19 protein-coding genes are annotated in these 21,345 nt (G+C 72.0%); 12 read left to right on the forward strand and 7 right to left on the reverse strand.

The features are described from left to right. Positions 1-50 precede the first annotated feature (50 nt). From RBJ65_RS37560 to RBJ65_RS37590, 7 genes are all read left to right on the forward strand, one after another. Complete coding sequence (locus tag RBJ65_RS37560; RefSeq protein ID WP_306319267.1) at positions 51-827, forward strand: SDR family oxidoreductase; 777 nt, start codon at positions 51-53, stop codon at positions 825-827. 33 nt (positions 828-860) lie between these two features. After that, the gene (locus RBJ65_RS37565) at positions 861-2,510 is read left to right on the forward strand and encodes a thiamine pyrophosphate-binding protein (protein WP_306319268.1); all 1,650 of its coding nucleotides are present in this window, start codon (positions 861-863) and stop codon (positions 2,508-2,510) included. Between the two features lie 13 nt (positions 2,511-2,523). Next, positions 2,524-3,465: a PDR/VanB family oxidoreductase gene (locus RBJ65_RS37570; RefSeq protein ID WP_306319269.1), complete on the forward strand. Its 942-nt coding sequence runs from the start codon at positions 2,524-2,526 to the stop codon at positions 3,463-3,465. An 11-nt stretch (positions 3,466-3,476) separates the two neighbouring features. Further along, complete coding sequence (locus RBJ65_RS37575) at positions 3,477-3,716, forward strand: recombinase-like helix-turn-helix domain-containing protein (protein WP_306319270.1); 240 nt, start codon at positions 3,477-3,479, stop codon at positions 3,714-3,716. Positions 3,717-3,723: 7 nt separating this feature from the next. Then, on the forward strand, positions 3,724-4,755 hold the full coding sequence (locus tag RBJ65_RS37580) for an aromatic ring-hydroxylating dioxygenase subunit alpha (RefSeq protein WP_306319271.1): 1,032 nt from the start codon (positions 3,724-3,726) through the stop codon (positions 4,753-4,755). Further along, positions 4,752-6,029 carry an MFS transporter gene (locus RBJ65_RS37585; protein ID WP_306319272.1) on the forward strand — a complete coding sequence of 426 codons (1,278 nt, stop codon included), beginning with the start codon at positions 4,752-4,754 and terminating at the stop codon, positions 6,027-6,029. Before RBJ65_RS37580 ends, RBJ65_RS37585 begins: the two co-directional genes overlap by 4 nt. A gap of 74 nt (positions 6,030-6,103) precedes the next feature. Continuing rightward, positions 6,104-7,069, forward strand: coding sequence for a PAC2 family protein (locus RBJ65_RS37590; RefSeq protein WP_306319273.1), 966 nt, complete (start codon positions 6,104-6,106; stop codon positions 7,067-7,069). A gap of 115 nt (positions 7,070-7,184) precedes the next feature. Here the strand turns inward: RBJ65_RS37590 and RBJ65_RS37595 are convergent, their stop codons facing one another. Further along, positions 7,185-8,150 (reverse strand): superoxide dismutase, encoded by a 966-nt coding sequence (locus RBJ65_RS37595; RefSeq protein WP_306319274.1) that lies wholly within the window; start codon positions 8,148-8,150, stop codon positions 7,185-7,187. A gap of 347 nt (positions 8,151-8,497) precedes the next feature. Here RBJ65_RS37595 and RBJ65_RS37600 point away from each other — a divergent pair, with 347 nt between their 5' ends. After that, positions 8,498-10,252 carry a S8 family peptidase gene (locus RBJ65_RS37600; RefSeq protein WP_306319275.1) on the forward strand — a complete coding sequence of 585 codons (1,755 nt, stop codon included), beginning with the start codon at positions 8,498-8,500 and terminating at the stop codon, positions 10,250-10,252. A 55-nt stretch (positions 10,253-10,307) separates the two neighbouring features. Then, positions 10,308-10,916, forward strand: a complete 609-nt coding sequence (locus RBJ65_RS37605; RefSeq protein WP_306319276.1) for a hypothetical protein — start codon at positions 10,308-10,310, stop codon at positions 10,914-10,916. Between the two features lie 76 nt (positions 10,917-10,992). Here RBJ65_RS37605 and mshC read toward each other — a convergent pair whose 3' ends face one another. The 4 genes from mshC to RBJ65_RS37625 form a co-directional block, all read right to left on the reverse strand. After that, on the reverse strand, positions 10,993-12,222 hold the full coding sequence (gene mshC, locus RBJ65_RS37610) for a cysteine--1-D-myo-inosityl 2-amino-2-deoxy-alpha-D-glucopyranoside ligase (RefSeq protein ID WP_306319277.1): 1,230 nt from the start codon (positions 12,220-12,222) through the stop codon (positions 10,993-10,995). Positions 12,223-12,439: 217 nt separating this feature from the next. Beyond that, positions 12,440-13,279: an SCO1664 family protein gene (locus tag RBJ65_RS37615; protein WP_306319278.1), complete on the reverse strand. Its 840-nt coding sequence runs from the start codon at positions 13,277-13,279 to the stop codon at positions 12,440-12,442. Continuing rightward, positions 13,243-13,833 carry a DUF3090 domain-containing protein gene (locus tag RBJ65_RS37620; RefSeq protein ID WP_306319279.1) on the reverse strand — a complete coding sequence of 197 codons (591 nt, stop codon included), beginning with the start codon at positions 13,831-13,833 and terminating at the stop codon, positions 13,243-13,245. Before RBJ65_RS37620 ends, RBJ65_RS37615 begins: the two co-directional genes overlap by 37 nt. Before the next feature lie 69 nt (positions 13,834-13,902). Then, positions 13,903-14,589, reverse strand: coding sequence for a histidine phosphatase family protein (locus RBJ65_RS37625; RefSeq protein ID WP_306319280.1), 687 nt, complete (start codon positions 14,587-14,589; stop codon positions 13,903-13,905). Positions 14,590-14,651: 62 nt separating this feature from the next. Between RBJ65_RS37625 and corA the strand changes: the two genes are divergently transcribed. Next, on the forward strand, positions 14,652-15,656 hold the full coding sequence (corA, locus tag RBJ65_RS37630; protein ID WP_306319281.1) for a magnesium/cobalt transporter CorA: 1,005 nt from the start codon (positions 14,652-14,654) through the stop codon (positions 15,654-15,656). A gap of 12 nt (positions 15,657-15,668) precedes the next feature. Here corA and RBJ65_RS37635 read toward each other — a convergent pair whose 3' ends face one another. Next, positions 15,669-16,457 carry a ferritin-like domain-containing protein gene (locus RBJ65_RS37635; RefSeq protein ID WP_306319282.1) on the reverse strand — a complete coding sequence of 263 codons (789 nt, stop codon included), beginning with the start codon at positions 16,455-16,457 and terminating at the stop codon, positions 15,669-15,671. Positions 16,458-16,689: 232 nt separating this feature from the next. After that, complete coding sequence (locus tag RBJ65_RS37640; protein ID WP_306319283.1) at positions 16,690-17,751, reverse strand: LLM class F420-dependent oxidoreductase; 1,062 nt, start codon at positions 17,749-17,751, stop codon at positions 16,690-16,692. A 144-nt stretch (positions 17,752-17,895) separates the two neighbouring features. On the opposite strand from RBJ65_RS37640, the gene RBJ65_RS37645 reads away from it, so the two are divergent. Further along, positions 17,896-18,879, forward strand: a complete 984-nt coding sequence (locus RBJ65_RS37645) for an aldo/keto reductase (protein ID WP_306319284.1) — start codon at positions 17,896-17,898, stop codon at positions 18,877-18,879. After that, on the forward strand, positions 18,876-21,173 hold the full coding sequence (locus RBJ65_RS37650; RefSeq protein WP_306319285.1) for a helix-hairpin-helix domain-containing protein: 2,298 nt from the start codon (positions 18,876-18,878) through the stop codon (positions 21,171-21,173). Before RBJ65_RS37645 ends, RBJ65_RS37650 begins: the two co-directional genes overlap by 4 nt. Positions 21,174-21,345 lie beyond the last annotated feature (172 nt).

Here is a 21,345-nt window from a genome sequence, read left to right on the forward strand (position 1 = left end):
TGACCCAACTGCCTCAACTGCCTCAACTGCCGTACTGGAGTAACTGAGTTATGGATCTGGGCCTCGCCGACCGGACCTACGTGGTCACCGGAGGCAGCTCGGGCGTCGGCCTGGCCACGGTCCGCGCCCTCCTCGACGAAGGCGCGAACGTCGCCACCTGCGGGCGCGACGCCGACCGCCTGAAGCGGATCGGCACGCACGACCGCCTCTTCACCGCGACCTGCGACGTGCGCGACGCAGCCGCCGTACGCGACTTCGTAGCGGCGTCCGCCGAGGCCTTCGACGGCCGCGTCGACGGGCTCGTCAACAACGCGGGCCAGTCCCGCATGAAGCGCCTCGACGACACCACCGAGGACGACTGGCGCGACGAGCTGGAGCTGAAGTTCGCCGGTGTGCTGAATCCGCTGGAGGCCGCCCGGAAGTACCTCGGCGCCTCCGACGCCGCCTCGATCGTCAACGTCAACGCCGTCCTCGCCAAGCAGCCCGAGCCGCGCCTGATCACGACGAGCGCCGCCCGCGCCGGCATCCTCAACCTCTCCAAGTCCCTCTCCCAGGAGCTGGCTTCGGACGGCATCCGGGTCAACTCGGTGTGCCTCGGGCTCGTCGACACCGGGCAGTGGACGCGCCGGCACGCCGCCGCGGACTCCGGGATGTCGTACGAGGACTGGCAGGCGGAACTGGCCGCCGACCGGGGCGTCTCGCTCGGCCGGCTCGGCCGCGCCGAGGAGGTCGCGTACGCGATCGTCGCGCTGCTCTCGCCGCGCGCCTCGTACATCACCGGCACCAGCATCGATGTCTGCGGCGGCGTCGGCCGCGGCATTCTCTGAGGAGTTCGCATGTCAGATCGCATGTCAGATCGCATGTCTGATACGTCATATACGACGTACGCCAACGGCGGTGACCTCCTCGTCGCCGTCCTGAAGGAACTCGGCGTCGACACCGTCTTCGGCATCGTCTCCGTGCACAACCTGCCGCTGGTCGAGGCCGTCGACCGGGAGCTGCGCTTCGTACCGGTGCGGCACGAGGCGAGCGCCGTCAACGCCGCCGACGCGTACGGCCGCGCCCGCGGCACCATCGGCTGCGCGCTCACCTCCACCGGCACCGGCGCGGGCAACGCCGCCGGTTCGCTCATCGAGGCGCTGGCCTCCGGCACCTCCGTACTGCACGTCACCGGTCAGGTCGAGGCCGAATTCCTGGGCAGCGGGCGCGGGTTCATCCACGAGACGAAGGACCAGCTCGGCATGCTGGACGCCGTCTCCGCGTACGCCGCGACCGTGCGGTCCACCGAGGAGGCGGGCGCCACCCTCCGTGCCGCCGCCCGCGCCGCGCTCGCCTCGCCCGGCGGCCCGGCCAGCGTGGAGTGGCCGATCGACCTGCAGTACGCGGCGCAGACGGACGCCACCCGGGAGACCACGGATGCCGGGAAGCCCTCCGTGGACGCGAACCAACTCGCCACCGCCGCCGCACTGTTGGCGTCCGCCGAGCGCCCTCTCATCTGGGCCGGCGGCGGCGCCACCCGCGCCGGCGCCGAGCTGACCGCGCTCGTCGAGGCGACCGGCGCCGGTCTGCTCACCTCCAACTCCGGTCGCGGCAGCGTCCCCGAGGACCACCCGCAGGTCATCGGCAACTTCGCCACCACGCCCGCCGGGCGCGCGCTGCTCGCGGACGCGGATGTGCTGCTGACCATCGGCACCCACTTCCGGTCCAACGAGACCGCCGACTACGGGCTGAAGCTCCCCGGCGCCGAACGGCACATCCAGATCGACGTCGATGCCGCCGCCCTCGGCCGCGTCTACCCCGCCGCGCACACCCTGCACGCCGACGCCGCCGACGCCCTGACCGCGCTCCTCCCCCACGCACGCGCCGCCGAGCCTTCGTGGACGGCCCGGGTCAAGGACGTACGCGAAGAGGTCCGCGCCACCCTCCACGACAACATCGGCCCGCAGGCGGCCATTTGTGACGCCCTGCGCGCCGCCCTGCCGCGTGACGCCGTCGTGGCGCGTGACGTCACGATCCCGTCCAGCAGCTGGGGCAACCGGCTCCTGGAGATGTACGACCCGCGCTCCAACGTGTTCCCGCGCGGCGGCGGCATCGGGCAGGGCCTCGGCATGGGCATCGGCGCCGCGCTCGCGGCCCCCGAGCGGCCCAGCGTGGTCATCGCGGGCGACGGCGGACTCGCCGTGCACCTCGGCGAACTGCTCACCGTCGCCCAGGAGCGGCCGCGCCTCACCGTCCTGGTCTTCAACGACGGCGGCTACGGCGTGCTCCGCAACATGCAGGACCGCTACAGCGAGCGCCGCTCCGGCGTCGACCTCGCCACGCCCGACTTCGAACTCCTCGCCCGTGCCTGCGGGTTGCCGTATCTGCGGATCTCGGACGCCGAGCACGCCCGCCCGGTGATCGAGCAGGCCGTCGGCTCGGACGGGCCGACGCTCGTCGAGGTCGACCTGGCCGCGCTCGGCCCGATGAAGAACCCGTTCACCCCGCCCGTGAAGATCCCCGGCGCGTAAGGAGGCCACCGCCATGACTGAAGAGCGTCACCTGGACCTGCTGGTCCGGCGGATGACCTGGGAGGCCGAAGGTGTCCTGTCCGTCGAGCTGACACACCCCGACGGCAAGCCGCTCCCCGCCTGGGAGCCGGGCGCCCACCTCGACGTGCACGTCGGCGGCCAGATCCGCCAGTACAGCCTGTGCGGCGACCCGGCCGACTGCGGCACGTACCGCATCGGTGTCCTCAACGAGCCGTCCTCGCGCGGCGGTTCGCGCCACGTCCACACCAAGCTGCGCCCCGGCCAGACCGTCACCGTCTCCGAGCCGCGCAACCACTTCGCCCTGGAGGACGCCCCGGCGTACGTGTTCGTCGCGGGCGGCATCGGTGTCACGCCGATCCTCGCGATGGCGCGGGAGGCCGCGCGGCGCGGCGCCGACTGGCGGATGGTGTACGGCGGCCGGGGCCGGGCCTCGATGGCCTTCACCGATGAACTGGCCGCGCTCGGCGGGGACTTGACCCTCGTACCGCAGGACGAGCGGGGGCACATCGACCTGGACGCGACGCTCTCGGACCTTCCCGAAGGCACCCTCGTCTACTGCTGCGGCCCCGAGCCGCTGCTCGCCGCGATCGAGGAGCGCTGCCCCGGCGACCGTCTGCGCCTGGAGCGGTTCGCGGCACCAGCCGTTGAACGAAAGGCGGACGACGGCGAGTTCGAGGTCGAGTGCCGCACGTCCGGGCAGACCCTCACCGTCGGCGCCGACACCTCGATCCTGGAGGCCGCCGAGTCCGCGGGCATCGACGTCGCCAGCTCCTGCCGCGACGGCATCTGCGGCTCCTGCGAGACCCGCGTCCTCGAAGGCGCCCCCGACCACCGCGACTTCCTCCTGTCGGAAGCCGAGCACGCCGCGAGCGCCTCGATGATGATCTGCGTCTCGCGCTGCGCGGCCGGCTCCCGCCTCGTACTCGACCTGTAAGGAGACACGCCATGCCTGGCACCGCGACCCCCACGGACTGGCCGTACCTGGAGATCCACCAGTCCCGCACCCACGAGCCGAGCCCCTACGAGTACAAGCTCGCGGCCACGCTCGAAGAGGTCTTCACCAAGGTCGGTCACGAACTGGCCGACGTCGTCACCGGGTTGAACGCCCGTCAGGTCCACGCCCCCGACGGGCAGCCGTGGACCGAGGAATCCTTCCGCGCCGAGATGCACCGACTGGGAGCGTGACCCCACCATGGCTCTGACCGCCGACAAGATCTACGCGACCGGCCTGCGCAATCAGTGGCACCCGGTCGTCCCGTCCTCCTTCGTCGCGCCCGGCGCCATGCGCAAGGTGACCGTCCTCGGCGAGCAGTGGCTGCTTTTCCGCCGCTCCGACGGCACCCTGAGCATGCTCGCCGACCGCTGCCCGCACCGCGGCGCCCCGCTCTCGCTCGGAAAACACCTGGGCGACAGAGTGGCCTGCTGGTACCACGGAGTCGAGATCGAGACCGACGGCACCGTGTCCTCCGTTCCCGGTCTGCCCGGCTGCAACCTGGAGGGCAAGAAGCTCGTCCAGTCGCTGCCCGTGCGCGAGGTGGCCGGCGCCGTCCTCGCGTACTTCGGTGACGAACAGCACCCGGAACCGGCCGAGTTGACGCTCCCCGAGCATCTGACCGACCCGGACACCGACGCGTTCCTGTGCTACGCCGAGTGGGACGTGCCGTGGCGCTACGGCGTCGAGAACCTGCTCGACCCGATGCACGGCCAGTTCCTGCACCACGACTCGCACACGATGTTCGACGGCGACACCACCGCCAAGTTCCGCATCCGGGAGACCGACCGCGGCTACTTCTTCGAGAAGACCGACCAGCGGGGCGTGAACTTCGACTGGGTCGAGCTGTGCCGGACGGGCGTGGACTGGGTCGACCTGTCGATCCCGTACCCGCCGTCCGCGGGCCCCGGCGGCCCGTTCGGCATCGTCGGCATGGTCCGCCCGGTCGACGAGGGCCGCTGCGCCGTCTTCTTCTGGCGCTACCGCAAGGTCCAGGACTGGCAGCGCGATACCTGGCGTTTCCTCTACAAGACGCTCATCGAGAAGCGGCACTGGGCCGTCCTGGAGCAGGACCGCGAAATGCTGGAGGCCATGCCTTCCGACGCCGACCAGCGGGAGAACCTCTACCAGCACGACCTCGGCGTGGTCCGCCTCCGCCGCATGTACCGCGGCGAGGCGGAGAAGCAGGCGACCGAGAAGCAGTCGACCGAGAAGCAGGCCGCCGGCGCATGAGCACCCGGGCCCGCTGGGCGGGCGTCGTCAGCCTCCTGGTCATCGTCCTGATCTCTTACGTGGACCGGGTGAACGTCTCCGTCCTCATCACGGACAAGGCGTTCACCGACCACTTCGGCATCACCGGCGACCCGACGGCGCAGGGCGCCCTGTCGACCGTGTTCCTCATCGGGTACGGCATCGCGGCGTTCGTGCTCACCCCGTTCTACGAGACGTCGCTCGGGGTGCGCCGCGGGCTCGTCGTCAGCGTCGCCCTCTGGTCGCTGATGACGCTGCTGTCCCCCTACGCGCTCGGCGCGCTCACCCTGACCGCGCTGCGCGCCCTGCTCGGCGCGGCCGAGGGCCCGCTGTTCTCGCTGAAGACGATGTACGTGCGCGAGCACTTCGCGCCGCACGAGGCGGGCCGCCCGAACGCGGTCAGCTCGATGGGGGTGTCGCTCGGCACGGCCGCGGGCCTGCCCCTGATCACGTACCTCGTCTACCGCTTCGACTGGCACACCTCGTTCCTCGCCCTCGCCGCCCTGAACGCGGTGATCGGGCTGCCGCTGATCCTGCTGTTCGTACGGGGCCGTGGGGTGCGCGCAGCCGCCGAGCGGCCGGGCTTCGGGGCGACGCTGAAGGGCGCGCTGCGGATGCCCCGGCTGGCGCCCATCCTGGTCGTCGAGATCGCCACGCTCGCGTACCTGTGGGGGTCGAGCGCCTGGCTGCCCTCGTACCTGCTGCGCGAGCGGCACTTCTCGATCGGGGCGATGGGGTTCGTCTCCGCGCTGCCGTTCCTGATGTCGCTGGTGTCCGGGTTCCTCGGCGGGCTGCTGCTCGACCGGCTGCCTCGGCGGCTGCTCGCGCTGCCGTTCGTGGTGGGTTCGGCGGGCACGGCGGTCTGCGTGCTGCTGGTCGCGGGCGCGGAGAGCGACGGGCTCGCGGCCACCGGGCTGATCCTCGCGGGCGGTTTCTGGGGCCTGCAGGGTCCGGCGATCCCCACGCTCGTCCAGCACTGCGCGCCCGCCCACTTCGTCGGCAGCGCGTACGGCGTCGTGAACGGGGTCGGCAACCTCGTCTCGGCGTTCATGCCCACCCTCATGGGCGTGGCCATCGCGGCGAGCGGCGGCCACGGCTTCGGCGCCGGTTTCAGCCTCCTCGCCGGGGCGCAGGCGCTGACCCTGGTGTGCGGGGTGTGGCTGCTGGTGCGGCCCGTGGCCCCGGCACCCGCCGCCCCGTCGGTGGAGTGGACCACTCCGGCACGGGGCAGTGTTGGGGGCAGTCCGCGCCCGTAAGGGGGCTGCGGGGAGCCCCCGTGCACGCCGTAAGGTGGGCAGGTACGCGAGGGCACGTCGGAAGGAGGCGCTGGGTGATCGAGCTCGAGGGGGTTCCCGAGCTGGTCGACCCGGTCATGGTGGCCGCGTTCGAGGGCTGGAACGATGCCGGCGACGCCGCCTCCACCGCGGTCGCGCATCTCGACAAGGAGTGGAAGGGCCAGGTGTTCGCGGCGCTCGACGCCGAGGACTACTACGACTTCCAGGTCAACCGGCCGACCGTCTTCGTGGAAGGCGGCGTGCGAAAGATCACATGGCCGACGACCCGGCTCTCGGTGATCAGGATCGGCGGGGACAAGCCGCGCGACCTGGTGCTGGTCCGGGGCATCGAGCCGTCCATGCGCTGGCGCTCGTTCTGCAACGAACTGCTCGGCTTCGCGCACGAGTTGGGCGTCGAGCTCGTCGTCGTGCTCGGCGCGCTGCTCGGCGACACCCCGCACACCCGGCCTGTGCCGGTCAGCGGCGTCACCTCCGATGCGGACCTGGCGACGCGGATGGACCTGGAGGAGACCAAGTACGAGGGGCCGACGGGCATCGTCGGCATCCTCCAGGAGGCCTGCACGCACGCGGGCGTCCCGGCGGTCTCGCTGTGGGCGGCCGTCCCGCACTACGTGTCGCAGCCGCCGAACCCGAAGGCGACGCTGGCCCTCCTCAACCGGTTGGAGGACCTGATCGACCTGCGGATCCCGCTGGGCGACCTGGCGGAGGACGCGCGGGCCTGGCAGTTGGGCGTGGACCAGCTGGCGGCGGAGGACAGCGAGGTCGCCGAGTACGTGCAGTCCCTGGAGGAGGCCCGCGACACCGCGGAGCTCCCGGAGGCCTCCGGAGAGGCCATCGCCCGGGAGTTCGAGCGCTATCTGCGGCGCCGCGACCCGGGCGCCGGTCCCGGCGGCCACGCCACGGACGGCGGCGACGGCTCCTCGCACCTGCGCGACAACCCGAGCGGCCGGACCAGGCCGCCGAAGCCGCCGCGCCCGGACAGCGACGACGGCGACGAATGACCACGCCGCACGACGGATGACGGCAGCGGGCCGGGACCACTGGACTGGTCCCGGCCCGCTCCTCATTCCACATCCGGCGTCACGTCCGGTGTCATGTCCGGTGTCACGTCCGACGTCACACCTGATCGACGGCGATCACGTCGTACTCCGTGTCCGGCGTCGGCACCTCCACGTCGAAGCGGGCGTTCGGCAGATACAGCCGCCCGTCCCAGGCCGCGGCCGTCGTCGGGATCCGGAACAGCGGGTCGGTGATCCGGGCCACCGCCGCACCACGCGTGCCCGCCGCGTCGATCCGGAAGACGTCCACGACGTTCTGCCACTGCTGGACGACGTACAGCAGACGGCCGATGAGCAGCAGCCCGTCGCCGTTCGGCACCGTCGCGCCGCCGAGGTCGAGGGCGCGCGCGACGCCCGTGCGCGGGTCGACGCGCATCAGGCTGCCGCCCCCTGCGACGGTGTTGACGACGATGAGCGCGCGGCCGTCCGGCGTGCGCTCGATGCCGTTGGCCGTGAAGTCGGGGCCCTGCTCCCAGTCCCCCTTGAGCGGCAGCGTCCACTGCTTGCCCGGCTCGCCGCGCCGCCCGAGCGCGACGCCGTAGAGCTGCGCCTTGTACGAGTCGGTGAACCAGGCGGTGCCCGGCGTGAGCACCACGTCGTTCACCATCGTGCCCTCGGAGCCGACGACGTACGTCCGCTCGATCCGGCCGTCGCGCGCCGAAGCGATCCGGATCTCGCGGCTGGTGGCGCCCGCCAGATAGAGCCGGCCATAGTCGTTGATCTTGAGCCCGGCCGTCGGGTGCGCCGCGCCGAGCCCGGTGGACAGGAGCGTGCCGCGCCCGGTGGCGAACGAGGCGCGGTACACGTCGCCGCCCGCGAGCGAGCCGAAGTACGCGTACGGGGCGGCGCCGATGGCGATGCCCTCGGGCTGGAATCCGTCGGGCAGGAAGAAGCGGCGGGGCCAACCGGCGCCCGCCGCACGGGAATCGGCCGCGTGGGCGGTGCCGCCCGCGAGACCGGTGACGGCCACCGCGCCCGCGGCGCCGGCGGCCAGGAATCGTCTACGTGCGAAGGAACGGTGCAATGGAGCGTCCTTCCGCAGGGGCCGGCGCGGCAGGAGCGCCGCCCGGCCTTCGGGTCGAATGACGCCGATATAACACCACACATACGACGCCCGCCCGCAGCGATTGGCCGGTTTGCCACGTGACATCTGTTTCCGGACAGATTGCAGGGGTTTCCCAACTCAACTGGATTTGAAACGTAGTTGGGAGAGGAGGGGTGGACGGACGGGCGTCCGCGTAGCAGGGTGAGCCCCGACGAGCCGCTGAGAAACACGGCACAACACCACAACACGACACGGCACGACACCGCACGACACGGCACAAGCAGACGACCCGTACGACCAGATGTGGCGAGGGGAGCTGTGGACCGATGACCGACCAGCACGCGAGCCCGGCGCAGGGTCCGGGAGCGGCGGGTCCTGGACCGGACGGATCCGGTTTCACCTATCGCGGGGCGGAAGAGGAACTGATCGTCGTGGCGCGCCCCGAGGCCCGACTTCGGGTCCGGGCGGACGGCGTACGCTCCGCCGCCGGCGCCGACGTATCGGCGCTGAACATGTTCCTCGGGGACGAACAGCTCGCGCTTGAACCGCTGTTCGGCGGCGAGGACCGGGTCCAGGGCGCGGACGAGGCGCCCGGGGCCGACGTGCCCGACCTGGCGCTGTTCTACCGGGTGCGCGGCGGCGCGGAGCGGGCGCAGGAGCTGCGTGCGCGGATCGCGGCGCTTCCGGAGATCGACACGGCGTACGTGAAGCCGGGCGCGGTGCCCGCGGCGCGCGCCTCGTCGTCCGCGTCGTCGCCGGAGGACTTCGAGGAGGCGCGGCGGCTGAAGGAGAAGACGGCCGCGACGCCCGACTACACGGGCCGCCAGGGCTACTTGGGGCCCGCGCCCGCCGGCATCGACGCGCAGTGGGCGTGGCGGCGGCTCGGCGGCAGCGGCGAGGGCGTCACCGTCATCGACGTGGAAGGCGCCTGGCAGTTGGGGCACGAGGACCTGTCGGCGAAGCTCGCGGGCATCGTGGTCGGCACGCCGATCTCCGACGTGGCGTGGCGCAACCACGGCACGGCGGTCCTCGGGGTGATCGGCGGCGATCGCAACGAACGCGGGGTCACCGGCATCGCGCCGGAGGCGGTGACCGCGGCGGCGTCCTTCCAGGGTGTGGGCACGGCGGCGGCGATCCACGCGGCGGCCGAGCGCCTGGGCGCGGGCGACGTGATCCTGATCGAACTGCACCGCCCCGGGCCGCGGTTCGACTTCGAGCCGCGCGACGACCAGCGCGGCTACATCGCCCTTGAGTGGTGGCCCGACGACTTCGCGGCGATCAAGTACGCGACGGCGAAGGGCGTCGTGGTCGTGGGCGCGGCGGGCAACGGCGCGGAGTCCCTGGACGACGCGGTGTACGAGCGGCGGCCCGACTCGTTCCCGGCGTGGTGGCACAACCCGTTCAACCCGTCGAACCGCTCATCGGACGCGGTCCTCGTCGGCGCGGGCGCCCCGCCTCCGGGCACGCACGGCCGCGACCACGGCCCGGACCGCTCGCGCCTGGCGTTCTCCAACTACGGGGCGCGCGTGGACGCGCAGGGCTGGGGCCGCGAGGTCACGACCACCGGCGGCTTCTGGGACCGGCCCGGCGATCTGCAGGGCGGCGCCGAGGAGATCGCCTGGTACACGGACACCTTCTCCGGCACCTCGTCCGCCTCCCCGGTGGTCGTCGGCGCGCTGACCGCCCTCCAGGGCATGTTGAAGGCAGGCGGTCAGCGCCCGATGACGTCGCGGCGGGCCCGCGAGGTCCTGCGGGTGACCGGCACCCCGCAGCAGGACGCCCCGGGGCGGCCCGCCTCCCAACGCATCGGCAACCGGCCCGACATCAAGGGCGCGGTCACCAACCTCCTGCCCTCGACGGTCGGTTCGGGCCAGGCCGAGCGCTACTGGGACGAGCTGATCCCCTACCCGCCCGAACTCCCGCCCCGCCTGCGCCTGTTCGTGGCGGGCTCCTGGCGCAACCTGAACAACCCGTCCCCCGAGACCCGGCAGGCGGTGCACGCCGCCTTCGCGGGGGGACGGCCCGACGTACGTGTGTGGTTCTCGGACGACGAGGTCGTCGGCCTGGTCGTCACGGGCTGAGGCAACGCACCCAACCATCGAACGCGACCAACCATTCATGGAAGGTGGCACCCGCATGAGCATCACCCCCCAGATGGGCCAGCAGCAGTTCCCGAGCACCTCGCCCTACCAGCAACAACAGGGCATGAGCCCGCAGTCGTACGGCCCGCAGTCGTACGGCTCACAGTCGTACGGCTCACAGCCCTACGGCCAACAGCAGCTCCAGCAACAGCTCCAGCAGCTCGGCCAGCAACAGCCGTACCAGCAGCTGCTCCAGCAGCTCGGCGGGCAGCAGTCGTACGGCCAGCAGTCCGGGCAGCAGTCCGGCTACAGCCAGCAGTACGGGCAGCAACAGGACCAGCAGGCGCAGCAGATGGAGCAGCAGGCGCAACAGATGCTGCAGCAGGTCCAGCTGTCCGCGATCCAGCAGTCCCTCCAGCAGGTGCAGCAGCAGGCCCTGGCCGCCGGCATCGCGGACGCCTACATCGACGTCGTGCAGCCGCTGCCGGGCCAGCCGGAGCAGATCTTCCTGCGCATCAACAACACGTTCCGCGTCCTCAACAACCCGACCCCGCAGGCGCACGACGAGATCCAGGAGGCCTTCGCCTTCGGCCACCAGGTCGTCGGCATCTGGGACTCGGGGTCACCGAGCATCCTTCGGAGCGTCCGGGTGCAGCGCGTCTGATACGCGGCCGCGGAACGGAAGGGGCGCCTCCCCGGTTCACGGGGAGGCGCCCTCTTGGTGGTTGTTGTTCGGCCGACTACAGCGCCACGCCCAACAGGGCGTCCACAGCACGCGATACGACGCCGGGGGCGCCCTCGTCCGTGCCGCCACCGGCGGACTGGGCCTCGGCCCAGCGGTCGACGGCGGTCAGCGCGGCGGGCGAGTCCAGGTCGCCCGCGAGCGCCTCGCGGATCTCCTCGACGAGCGCCTCCGCGGGCAGCCCGTCGGGCCGGGAGACGGCGGCGCGCCAGCGCTCCAGGCGGGCCACGGCGTCGGCGAGCACCTGGTCGGTCCACTCCCAGTCGGAGCGGTAGTGGTGCGCGAGGAGCGCGAGCCGGATGGCGGCCGGGTCGACCCCGTCGCGCCGCAGCTTCGACACGAACACGAGGTTGCCCTTGGATTTGGACATCTTCTCGCCGTCGAGCCCGACCATGCCGGCGTGCACGTACGCCTTGGCCATCGGGAACTCGCCGGTGAGCGCCTGCGCGTGCGAGGCGCCCATCTCGTGGTGCGGAAAGGCGAGATCGGACCCCCCGCCCTGCACGTCAAAACCCATCCCGAGGTGGTCCAGGGCAATGGCGACACACTCGATGTGCCAGCCGGGCCGCCCCTGTCCGAGCGAGCCGCCGTCCCAGCTGGGCTCACCTTCCCGTGCGGCCATCCACAGCATCGGGTCGAGCGGATTCTTCTTGCCGGGACGCTCCGGGTCGCCGCCGCGCTCGGCGGAGAGCAGCCGCATCGCCTCGGCGTCGAGGTTCGAGACGGACCCGAAGTGCGGATCGGCCTCTACGGAGAAGTAGATGTCGCCCTCGAGCTCGTACGCGGCGCCGCTGTCACGCAGCCGCTCGACGAGCGGGACGATTCCGGGTATCGCCTCGACGGCGCCTATGTAGTGCTGCGGCGGCAGCATCCGAAGGGCGGTCATGTCCTCACGGAACAGGGCGGTCTCGCGCTCGGCGAGCCCGTCCCACTCGATACCGTCCCGCACGGCCCGCTCAAGAAGAGGATCGTCGACGTCCGTCACGTTCTGGACGTAGTGAACCTGCCGCTTGGTGTCGAGCCACACGCGCTGCACGAGGTCGAACGCGTTGTAGGTCGCCGCGTGACCCATGTGGGTCGCGTCGTACGGCGTGATGCCGCAGACATAGATACGGGCGACGGGACCGGGGTCGAGGGTGACGAGCCCACCGGTCGCGGTGTCGTGGATCCGGAGGTCGCGGCCCTTGCCGGGCAGGGCGGGGACCTCAGAAGCGGGCCAGGCATGCATGCGTCGAGCGTAACCGGACGCCCCTTCCGGATACGAACCGGACCACTCCCAATGTCCGAAGCCCCCCTCTTGCACGATCAAGCTCAAGGGTTTATGGCCCCTGCGGCGCTCAAGCAGCGAGGCCCGGGACAGAACCCCGGTCTTTCAAGCCCCTGCGGCGATTGAGCAGCGGGGTCCGGGGCAGAGCCCCGCGACCGCAACCCCGGCCCGGGCCGCACTACACCGGTGGCCAAGGAATCGCCGGCCAGTCCCCACCGGGCTCCCGGTGCCGCCCACTCTTCAACAGATCCGCGACGCGCCCCCGTACGGCCTCCACCTCGACCGCCGTGACCAGCTCACCGAGCCGCACCGCAAGCGGCTCCCCCTCCCCGAGCCCCGCCCGCAACGCCTCCAACGCCACCGTCGCCTCCTCGGTCAACGGCTCCCCCGCCCAGCCCCACAGCAGCGTCCGCAGCTTGTCCTCGGTGTTGAAGGTGACCCCGTGGTCGATCCCGTACAGATGCCCGTCACCGTCGACCAGCAGATGCCCACCCTTGCGGTCCCCGTTGTTGATCACGGCATCGAGCACGGAGAGCCTCCGCAGCCGGTCGTCGTCGGCGTGCACGAGCAGCGCCGTACGGCCCTCTCCGACGTCGGCGAACCCGATGGCCTTCCAGCCCTCCTCCGGCTCCTCACGGTCGACGAGAGCCAGCAGCTCGGGCCCCTCCGCGCCCTCTCCGGGCCCGTCGATCCAGAGCTGGCACATGCCCTCGCCGTACGGCCCGTCGCGCAGCACGGTCGGCGGCACCAGGCCCCAGCCGAGCGCTTCGGAGACCTCGTACGCGGCGACCTCGCGCCGCGCCAGGTTCCCGTCGGGAAAGTCCCACAGCGGACGCTCACCGCGTACGGGCTTGTAGACGCACCGCGCCTCGCGGCCACCGTGCGTGACGGTGCACACGAGCACCGCGTTCGACGCCTCGCGGATCTGCCCTTCCACATGCAGCTCACCGAGGGTGAGTAGGTCCCGGTCGCGCACGTCGCTCACGCGTCGCGCCGGTATCCGTTCTGGCGCGGACATACGTGTCCCTCCGGGTCGAGCGGCAGGCTGCACAGCGGGCACGGCGGGCGCCCCGCGTTGACGACGTCAAGGGCCCGCTTGGCGAACGCGCGGGCCTGGTTCCCGGTGAGGCGGACGCGGAGCATCGGCGGGCCGTTCTCCTCGTCCTGGAGCAGCTTCTCCTCGGCCTCCGCCAGGTCCTCCTCGGAGTCGGCGTCCAGCTCGACCAGGGCCTGCGCCTCGACGATCATGCGCTGCTCGTCGCCGTCCCACGCCAGGGCCATGGTGCCGACGCGGAACTCCTCCTCCACGGGCGCCTCCAGGGGCCCGGTGTCGGAGATCTCGCTGGGGGCCACGGCGGGCACCGGGGCGTTGCCCCCGCTGCGCCGCACGACCTCGTCGAGCAGTTCGTCCATGCGCTCGGCGAGCGCGGCCACCTGGGTCTTCTCCAACGCGACGCTGGTGACCCGGGTTCCTGCGGTGGCCTGCAGGAAAAAGGTGCGGCGCCCGGGGAGCCCGACCGTACCGGCCACGAACCGCTCCGGAGGGTCGTAGAGGAACACCTGACGGGACACGTCCTGTCTCCATGGGATCGGGATCGACTGAATGCGCTTACGGCTGCTTCACCCTACTGCGGCCGACGATCACGGTGCGCCCGCGCCGCCTCCGACAGGTGCGTCCGTGCCCTGGGACTCCTCGCGCGGCGCCAGGGACGCGAAGTCCCCGGTGTCCCCGAGGCGTACGAGGAAGGGGCGAAGCCGGGTGTAACGGATCGCCGTGATGGAACACGGCTCTACGGAGATCCGTTGGAAGAGGTCCAGATGCAGCCCGATGGCGTCCGCCACAAGGGACTTGATGATGTCGCCGTGCGAACACATCACATAGGCGGCGTCCTCGCCGTGTTCGCTCTCCACGCGCGCGTTCCACTCACGTACCGCCTCTGCGGCGCGGTGCTGCATCTGCCGCATCGACTCGCCGCCGGGGAACGCGGCGGCCGTCGGGTGCTGCTGCACGACCTGCATCAGCGGCTCGTCGGACAGCTCGGCGAGCTTGCGCCCCGACCAGTCGCCGTAGTCGCACTCGCCGATCCGGTCGTCGGTGCGCAGGGTGCTCTCGGGCCGGGCGGCGAGCAGCGGCGCCAGGGTCTCCTTGCAGCGCTGCAAGGGGCTGGAGACGATCTCGGCGAGGGGCAGGCCCGACAGCCGCTCGGGCAGCCGCGCGGCCTGCGCGGCCCCGCGCTCGTCGAGCGCCACTCCGGGCGTCCACCCGGCGAGCACCCCCGCGGTATTGGCGGTGGACCGTCCGTGCCGGACAAGGATCAGCGTGGGCATGTGCCCCACCCTAAGCACACGACAACGTGCGGCAGTGCCCGGCACTGGGAAGAATTCGCTTCGTGATCGTCGACTGCGCCATCTACCGGGACGGCCGCCGCATCGAGGGCCCCGCGGACTTCTCCGACGCCCTCGACGAGGCACGGTCGACGGGCGGCGACGCGTTCGTGTGGATCGGGCTGCACGAGGCGAGCGACGAGGAGTTCGACCGGGTCACCGAGGAGTTCGGGCTGCACCCGCTGGCCGTGGAGGACGCCATGAAGGCGCACCAGCGGCCGAAGCTGGAGGTCTACGACGACTCGCTGTTCGTGGTCCTCAAGCCGGTCGTGTACGAGCCGAAGAGCGACAAGGTGTCCGCGGGCGAGCTGATGCTGTTCCTGGGCGACTCGTTCGTGGTGACCGTGCGGCACGGCGAGGGCGCTCCCCTGAAGGCCGTACGACAGCGCCTGGAGGCCGAGCCGGAGTTCCTGCGGCAGGGGCCCACGGCGGTCCTGTACTCGGTCGCGGACGCCACCGTGGACCACTACCTGGAGGTCGCGGCCGAGCTCCAGACCGACCTGGAGGAGCTGGAGACGGAGGTCTTCTCCCCGGAGGGCGGCGGCTCCCGCGACACCGCGGAGCGGATCTACACCTTCAAGCGCCAGATCCTCGAATTCCGCCGCGCGACGGGCCCGTTGGCGCTGCCGTTGGCCCGCCTCGCCGGGGTCGGCCCCTGGGGCCTGGCCGCCGTGCCGTTCGTGCACGAGGAGGCGCGCCCCTTCTTCCGCGACGTGAACGACCACCTCACCCGGGTCAACGAGTCCGTGGACGGCCTGGACCGCCTCGTCTCGGACATCCTGTCGGCCCACCTGGCCCAGATGAGCGTCCGCCAGAACGACGACATGCGGAAGATCTCCGCGTGGGCGGCGATGGCCGCGGTCCCCACGATGATCGCGGGCATCTACGGCATGAACTTCGACCACATGCCGGAGCTGCACTGGGTGTGGTCGTATCCGGCGGTGATCGTGCTGATGGCCGCCCTGGAACTACTCCTGTTCCGCCTCTTCAAACGCCGCGGCTGGCTGTAGCCGCGCGACACCTCACGCGAACTCCACCGACGTCGTCGCGGTCCCCCCGAGCGCGTCCCGCCGCTCCGGCATCTCCAACGACACCATCCGCCGCCACCCGCCCAACCGCTCATACGCGTACACCGCGTGGATCCCCGCCGCGAGCACCCCCGCCTTCGCCTTGCTCCACCCCAGGATCCGCCCCATGTGATCCATCACGGCGAGACTCACGTCCCGGTAGACCGCGATCTCCGCGAGCGCGCACTCGCGCAGGATCCGCTGAATGGCCCGCCCGTGCCCCGCGTACGCGAATCGCAGCAACTCCTCGTGGCAGTAGGCGAGATGGTTGTCCTCGTCGTTCGAGATCATCTTGACCGCGCGGCCGATGTCCGGGTGCCGGGCGAAGTGCTTGCGCAGCATCACCATCTGCTCGGAGGCCCGCTGCTCGGTGACGCGGCTGTGCACGAGGTACGTGACGACGTCCTGCACGGAGAGCCGCTCGTCGCGCCGCAGCCGTTCGTGCGCAAGCCCGATGCCGTGGTGCTCCAGGAGCATCGTGTAGTCGGCCTCGTCGGGGACGGGCACCGGCTCCAGGCCGCGCTTCTTCAGGAGCGCGTGGAAGATCCGCCCGTGCTTGTCCTCGTCGGCGCCGTGCCGCGTGATCTTGGGGGCGAGGGCGCGCTGGCTCTCGGGGACCAGCGCGGCGATCCGCCCGTTCTCCCAGCCGCCCTGCGCCTCGCCGCTGGCCGCGATGGAGCAGAACAGCCGGAACGACTCGTCGTTGTCGATGATCTCCTGGAACAGACTCTTGGCCGACAGCATCCGCATCCTCCATCTCGCGCACCGGACCGCACAGATCTGCAAAGTCCGAGTCAAATGCGGGACATGGGGCGGGGCAACAGCTATCCGGGTCAACTCGTCCGAAAGGAGGACTCCAGGGGCGGTACGGAGCCGTAACCAGGCCCCTGGTGAAGCGTTGAGCTACGTGTCGGCCGTGGCGGGGAAGACCCCCCGAGCCCCCACCACGGCCGCAGAAATCCCTCCCTCGGATCGCTTACGCGAGTCCGGCGCGCTCCATGGCCTCCGTGCCCGCGCGCAGCGAGGCGAGCCGGTCGTCCAGGGTGAGCCCGGCCGGGTTGATGGTCAGCGTGGTGACACCGGCCTCGGCGTAGGCCCGCATCCGGTCGGCGATCCGGTCCACGGAACCGAGCAGCGTCGTGGAGTCGATGAGCTGCTGCGGAACGGCCGCGGCGGCGCCCTCCTTGTCGCCGTCCAGGTACTTGTCCTGGATCTCCGCGGCCTCCTTCTCGTAGCCCATGCGCTGCGCGAGCTGGTTGTAGAAGTTCTGCTTACGGCTGCCCATGCCGCCTACGTAGAGGGCGGTGTACGGACGGAACATGTCGGCGAGCGCGCTCACGGAGGCCTCGTCGTCCCCGCCAAGCGCGAGCGGAACCGTCGGGCAGACGTCGAAGTCCTCCATCGTCTTGCCGACCTTCTCGCGGCCCGCGCGGATGTGCTGGAGCGCGGTCTCCTCCAGGTGCTCGGCCGCCGGGAAGATCAGCAGGGCGCCGTCGGCGATCTCGCCGGTCTGCTCCAGGTTCTTCGGGCCGATCGCGGCGATGTAGAGCGGGATCCGCTCGCGCTCCGGGTGCACGATCAGCTTCAGCGGCTTGCCGGGGCCGCCCGGCAGCGGCAGCGTCCAGTGCGCGCCCTCATGGGAGACCCGCTCCCGGCTCATCGCCTTACGGATGATGTCGACGTACTCGCGCGTGCGGGCCAGCGGCTTGTCGAACTTGACGCCGTACCAGCCCTCGGAGACCTGCGGCCCCGACACACCGAGGCCGAGCCGGAAGCGGCCCCCGGACAGCGAGTCGAGGGTCGCGGCCGTCATCGCCGTCATCGTGGGCTGGCGGGCCGGGATCTGGAAGATGGCCGAGCCGACGTCGATCCGCTCCGTCTGCGCGGCGACGTACGCGAGGACGGTGGCGGCGTCGGAACCGTAGGCCTCGGCGGCCCAGCACACCGCGTAACCGAGCTGATCGGCCTCCTTCGCTACGGCGAGGTTGTCCGCGTCCATTCCCGCGCCCCAGTAGCCGAGGTTGATGCCGAGCTTCATTGACCACATCCCCTTAACGCCGTGCCGTGTCCGGTGAATTACCCATCGGTAAGGTTCCTCGCCCGGCACCCTAACCCGGCGACCCCGGCGACAGATATCCACAGGGGCCCCGTTCTTGACCTTCGGCCAGTAACCTCAGCGCCCATGGAGCAGAGGCATCTCGGCCGCACCGGCCTTCGTGTGTCCCGGATCGGGCTCGGCACCCTCATGTGGGGCCGGGACACCGACGAACACGACGCCGCCGACCTGTTGAAGGCGTTCTGGGAGGCGGGCGGCACGCTCGTCGACACGGCGGACGTGTACGGGGACGGAGAGGCGGAGTATCTGCTCGGCAAGCTGGTGGAGGGCCTGGTGCCGCGCCGCGACCTGGTCATCGCCACGAAGGCGGGCAGCGTCCCCGACCCCGACCGCCGCTTCGACGGCTCCCGCGGCCATCTCCTCGCGGCCCTGGACGCCTCCCTCGCCCGCCTCGGCACGGACCACGTCGACCTGTGGCAGGTGCACGCCTACGACCCCGACACCCCGCTGGAGGAGACGCTCCAGGCCCTCGACATCGCCGTCAGCAGCGGGCGGGCGCGCTACGCGGGCGTCTCGAACTTCTGCGGCTGGCAGCTCGCGAAGGCCGGTACGTGGCAGCTGGCCGCGCCCGGGGCGCGCACCCGGCTCGCCAGCACGCAGATGGAGTACTCGCTGCTGCAACGGGGCGTGGAGCGCGAGGTGCTGCCGGCGGCGCTCGACCTGGGCATCGGCCTGCTGCCCTCCTCGCCGCTCGGCCGCGGCGTCCTCACCGGCAAGTACCGCACGGGCACCCCCACGAACTCACGCGGCGGCTCCGACCACATGGCGCCGTTCGTCGCGCCGTACCTCGACGAGCCGGCGACACACATCGTGGACGCGGTCGCCATAGCGGCGGACGGGCTGGCGGTGACGCCGCTGCAGGTCGCTCTCGCGTGGGTCAGGGACCGGCCGGGAGTGGCCGCGCCGATCGTCGGCGCGCGGACGACACAGCAGCTCACGGAGGCATTGTCAGTGGAGGCCCTTAGTCTTCCTGACGAGATCTGCCAGGCGCTCGACGATGTGTCGGCGCCCGTGCACCGCTATCCCGATCAGGACTGGAGCACGTTGTGAGTACGGAGTCCGCTGCCGCGGAGAACGAGTCAGGGGCCCGCCCCGACGCCGGGCCGGACACGGAGCACCTCGACGGTGCGCCCGACCCGGCGGAGGCCACCGATGGGGCCGAGGCGACCGGTGAGGCCGAGGCTACCGATGAGGCCGGGGCCACCGATGAGGCCGGGGCCACCGATGAGGCCGGGGCCACCGATGAGGCCGGGGCCACTGATGAGGGTGACGCCACCGGCGAGAAGGGTGATGCCGCGCAGGACGCCGGTGAGCTGTCCGAGGCGGAAGCCGAATTGGCGGCGCAGCGGGAGTTGCGGGAGCGAATCGCCGCGCGCAAGGCCGCCAAGGAGGCGCCGATCGACGCCGGCGGCAAGCTGAGCGGGACGGCCGCCGACCTGATGGCCGCCGTACGCGCGGTGGAGAGCGGGGAGAAGCCGGCCGCCGCCCCCGCGCTCGCGCGCCCGGAACCCGAGCCGCGGCGGGAGGCCGCGCCCGCCACCGAGCCCGTACGCACGCCGCAGGCCGCCCCGCAGGCGGGGCCCGACCCGGACACCGTCTCCGCGGTGCGGGGCGTGCTCACCGAGGGCGGCGCGCCCGAGTCGCTCGCCGCCGCGACCGCCGCGACCCTCGGCGAGGGCGCGGGCGAGCAACTGCGGGCGGACCCATGGCTGTTGCTGCGGGTCGCCGGGGTGCGGCCCGAGCAGGCCGACGGGTTCGCGCGGGCGCTGCTCGGCGCGGAGACCGGTCCCGACGACGAGCGCCGGGGCCGCGCGGTCACCGTATGGCTGCTCGACCAGGCCGCGGACGCCGGGCACACGGCCCTCGACCTGCCGGTGCTCGCCGAGGCGCTCGGCAAGCGCGGGGTGCCGGATCCGGAGGAAGCCGTGCAGAGCGCCGTCGCGGAGGGCGACGCGCTGATCTTCCAGGACCCGCTGGAGGACGCGCCCGCACCGACCGCCGCCGATGAGGCCGAAGCCGACAGCGAGGAAGAGGAAGCCGAGCGTCCTGTACGCGTCCTGGTCGGGCTCGAACGGTACGCGCTCGCCGAGGAGAGCCTCGCCGACGGCCTCGCCCGACTGATCAACGCCGCGCCCAAGGAAGGCAGTTCGACCGAGGCCCAGGGCCTTGAGGGAGCCGCCGACGCCGCGCGCGGCAGCACCGCCGAGCTGATCAGGGCGATCGCCGCCCACCGCCTCGTACTGCACACCGGCGGGGAGGCGGCCCGCGCCGAGCCCGTCGCCGCGGCGGAGGCGGCCGGGAGGCTGGGGCTGCGGGTGTGCGTCGCCGCGCACAGCGCGGACGGCCGGCGCCGGGCCGCCGAGCTCCTCGGCGCCGACGCGCCGGAGAGCGCCACGGCGACCGTCGCGGGGCTGCTGGCGCAGACGGAGGGCCCCGGCCTGGACCAGGACGGGGCGTTCGCCCTTGACCTCCTGGTCGTCCTGGACGCGCCGCAGTTGGACGTGGCCGACGCCGCGATGCTCGTGGAGCTGCTCGCCGACGGGACGGGTGTCGTGCTCAGCGGGGACCCGGGGACGCTGTGGTCGGCGGGCCCCGGCCGGGTCTTCGCGGATGTCGCGGCGGCCGCCGTCTGCCCGCGCGTAGCCTCCCGGACGCCGGACTTCGGCCCGATCGGCGAGCTGGTGTCGGGAATCGGCATCGGTGAGCTGAACCAGGTGGAGGCCCCCGGCAAGGAAGTCGTGATCGTTCCGGTACAGGAACCGGCAGAGGCGATCCACCGGACCGTGCAGCTCGTCGCGGACTCGGTGCCGCGGGCGATCGGGGTGCCGGCCGAGCAGACGCAGGTCATCACGCCGGGGCACGGCGGTGCGGCGGGGACGCGGGCGTTGAACGTAGCCCTGAAGGAGCGGCTCAACCCGGGGCCGGGCAAGTTCGGGGGCTTCGACCCCGGGGACCGGGTGGTGTACGTGACCGGGCGCGGGCGGATCCGGCCCGGGACGGTGGCCGGGGCCGACGCGGAGGGGCTGCGGCTCGACTGTGACGGGGCGCCCGTGCACGTACCGAAGGAGCAGGTGGACCGGGGCGCGGTCCGCCACGGATGGGCGATCACCGGTCATCAGGCCGTGGGCATCCGATGGCCCGCGGCCGTGGTCGTACTCCCGGGCGACGCCACGCAGACGCTCAGCCGTCCCTGGGTGTACACGGCGTTCGGCCGCGGCGAGCGCCACCTCTCGGTGGTCCACGGCGCGGACACGGCCCTCCCCCGCGCCGTCTCCGACATCGCCGCGAAACCCCGCACCACCCGCCTACGCACCCTGATCCGCCCCCAGATCCCCACCCCCTGACCGACGCCCACAGTCCCGCACCCACCGCGCCCCGCCTCGCCCACGCTGCCGCCCAAGGCGGGGCGGGTGGTGGGAGATGAGGCGGGTGTATGGGGCAGGACGAGCGTGGATGGGCGTTACGGGAGGCCGCAGCCCCGGTGCAGCGCGCCATTTCAAGCCCCTGCGGCGATTG

The organism is Streptomyces sp. KL109B (assembly GCF_030766935.1).
Taxonomy (GTDB): domain Bacteria; phylum Actinomycetota; class Actinomycetes; order Streptomycetales; family Streptomycetaceae; genus Streptomyces.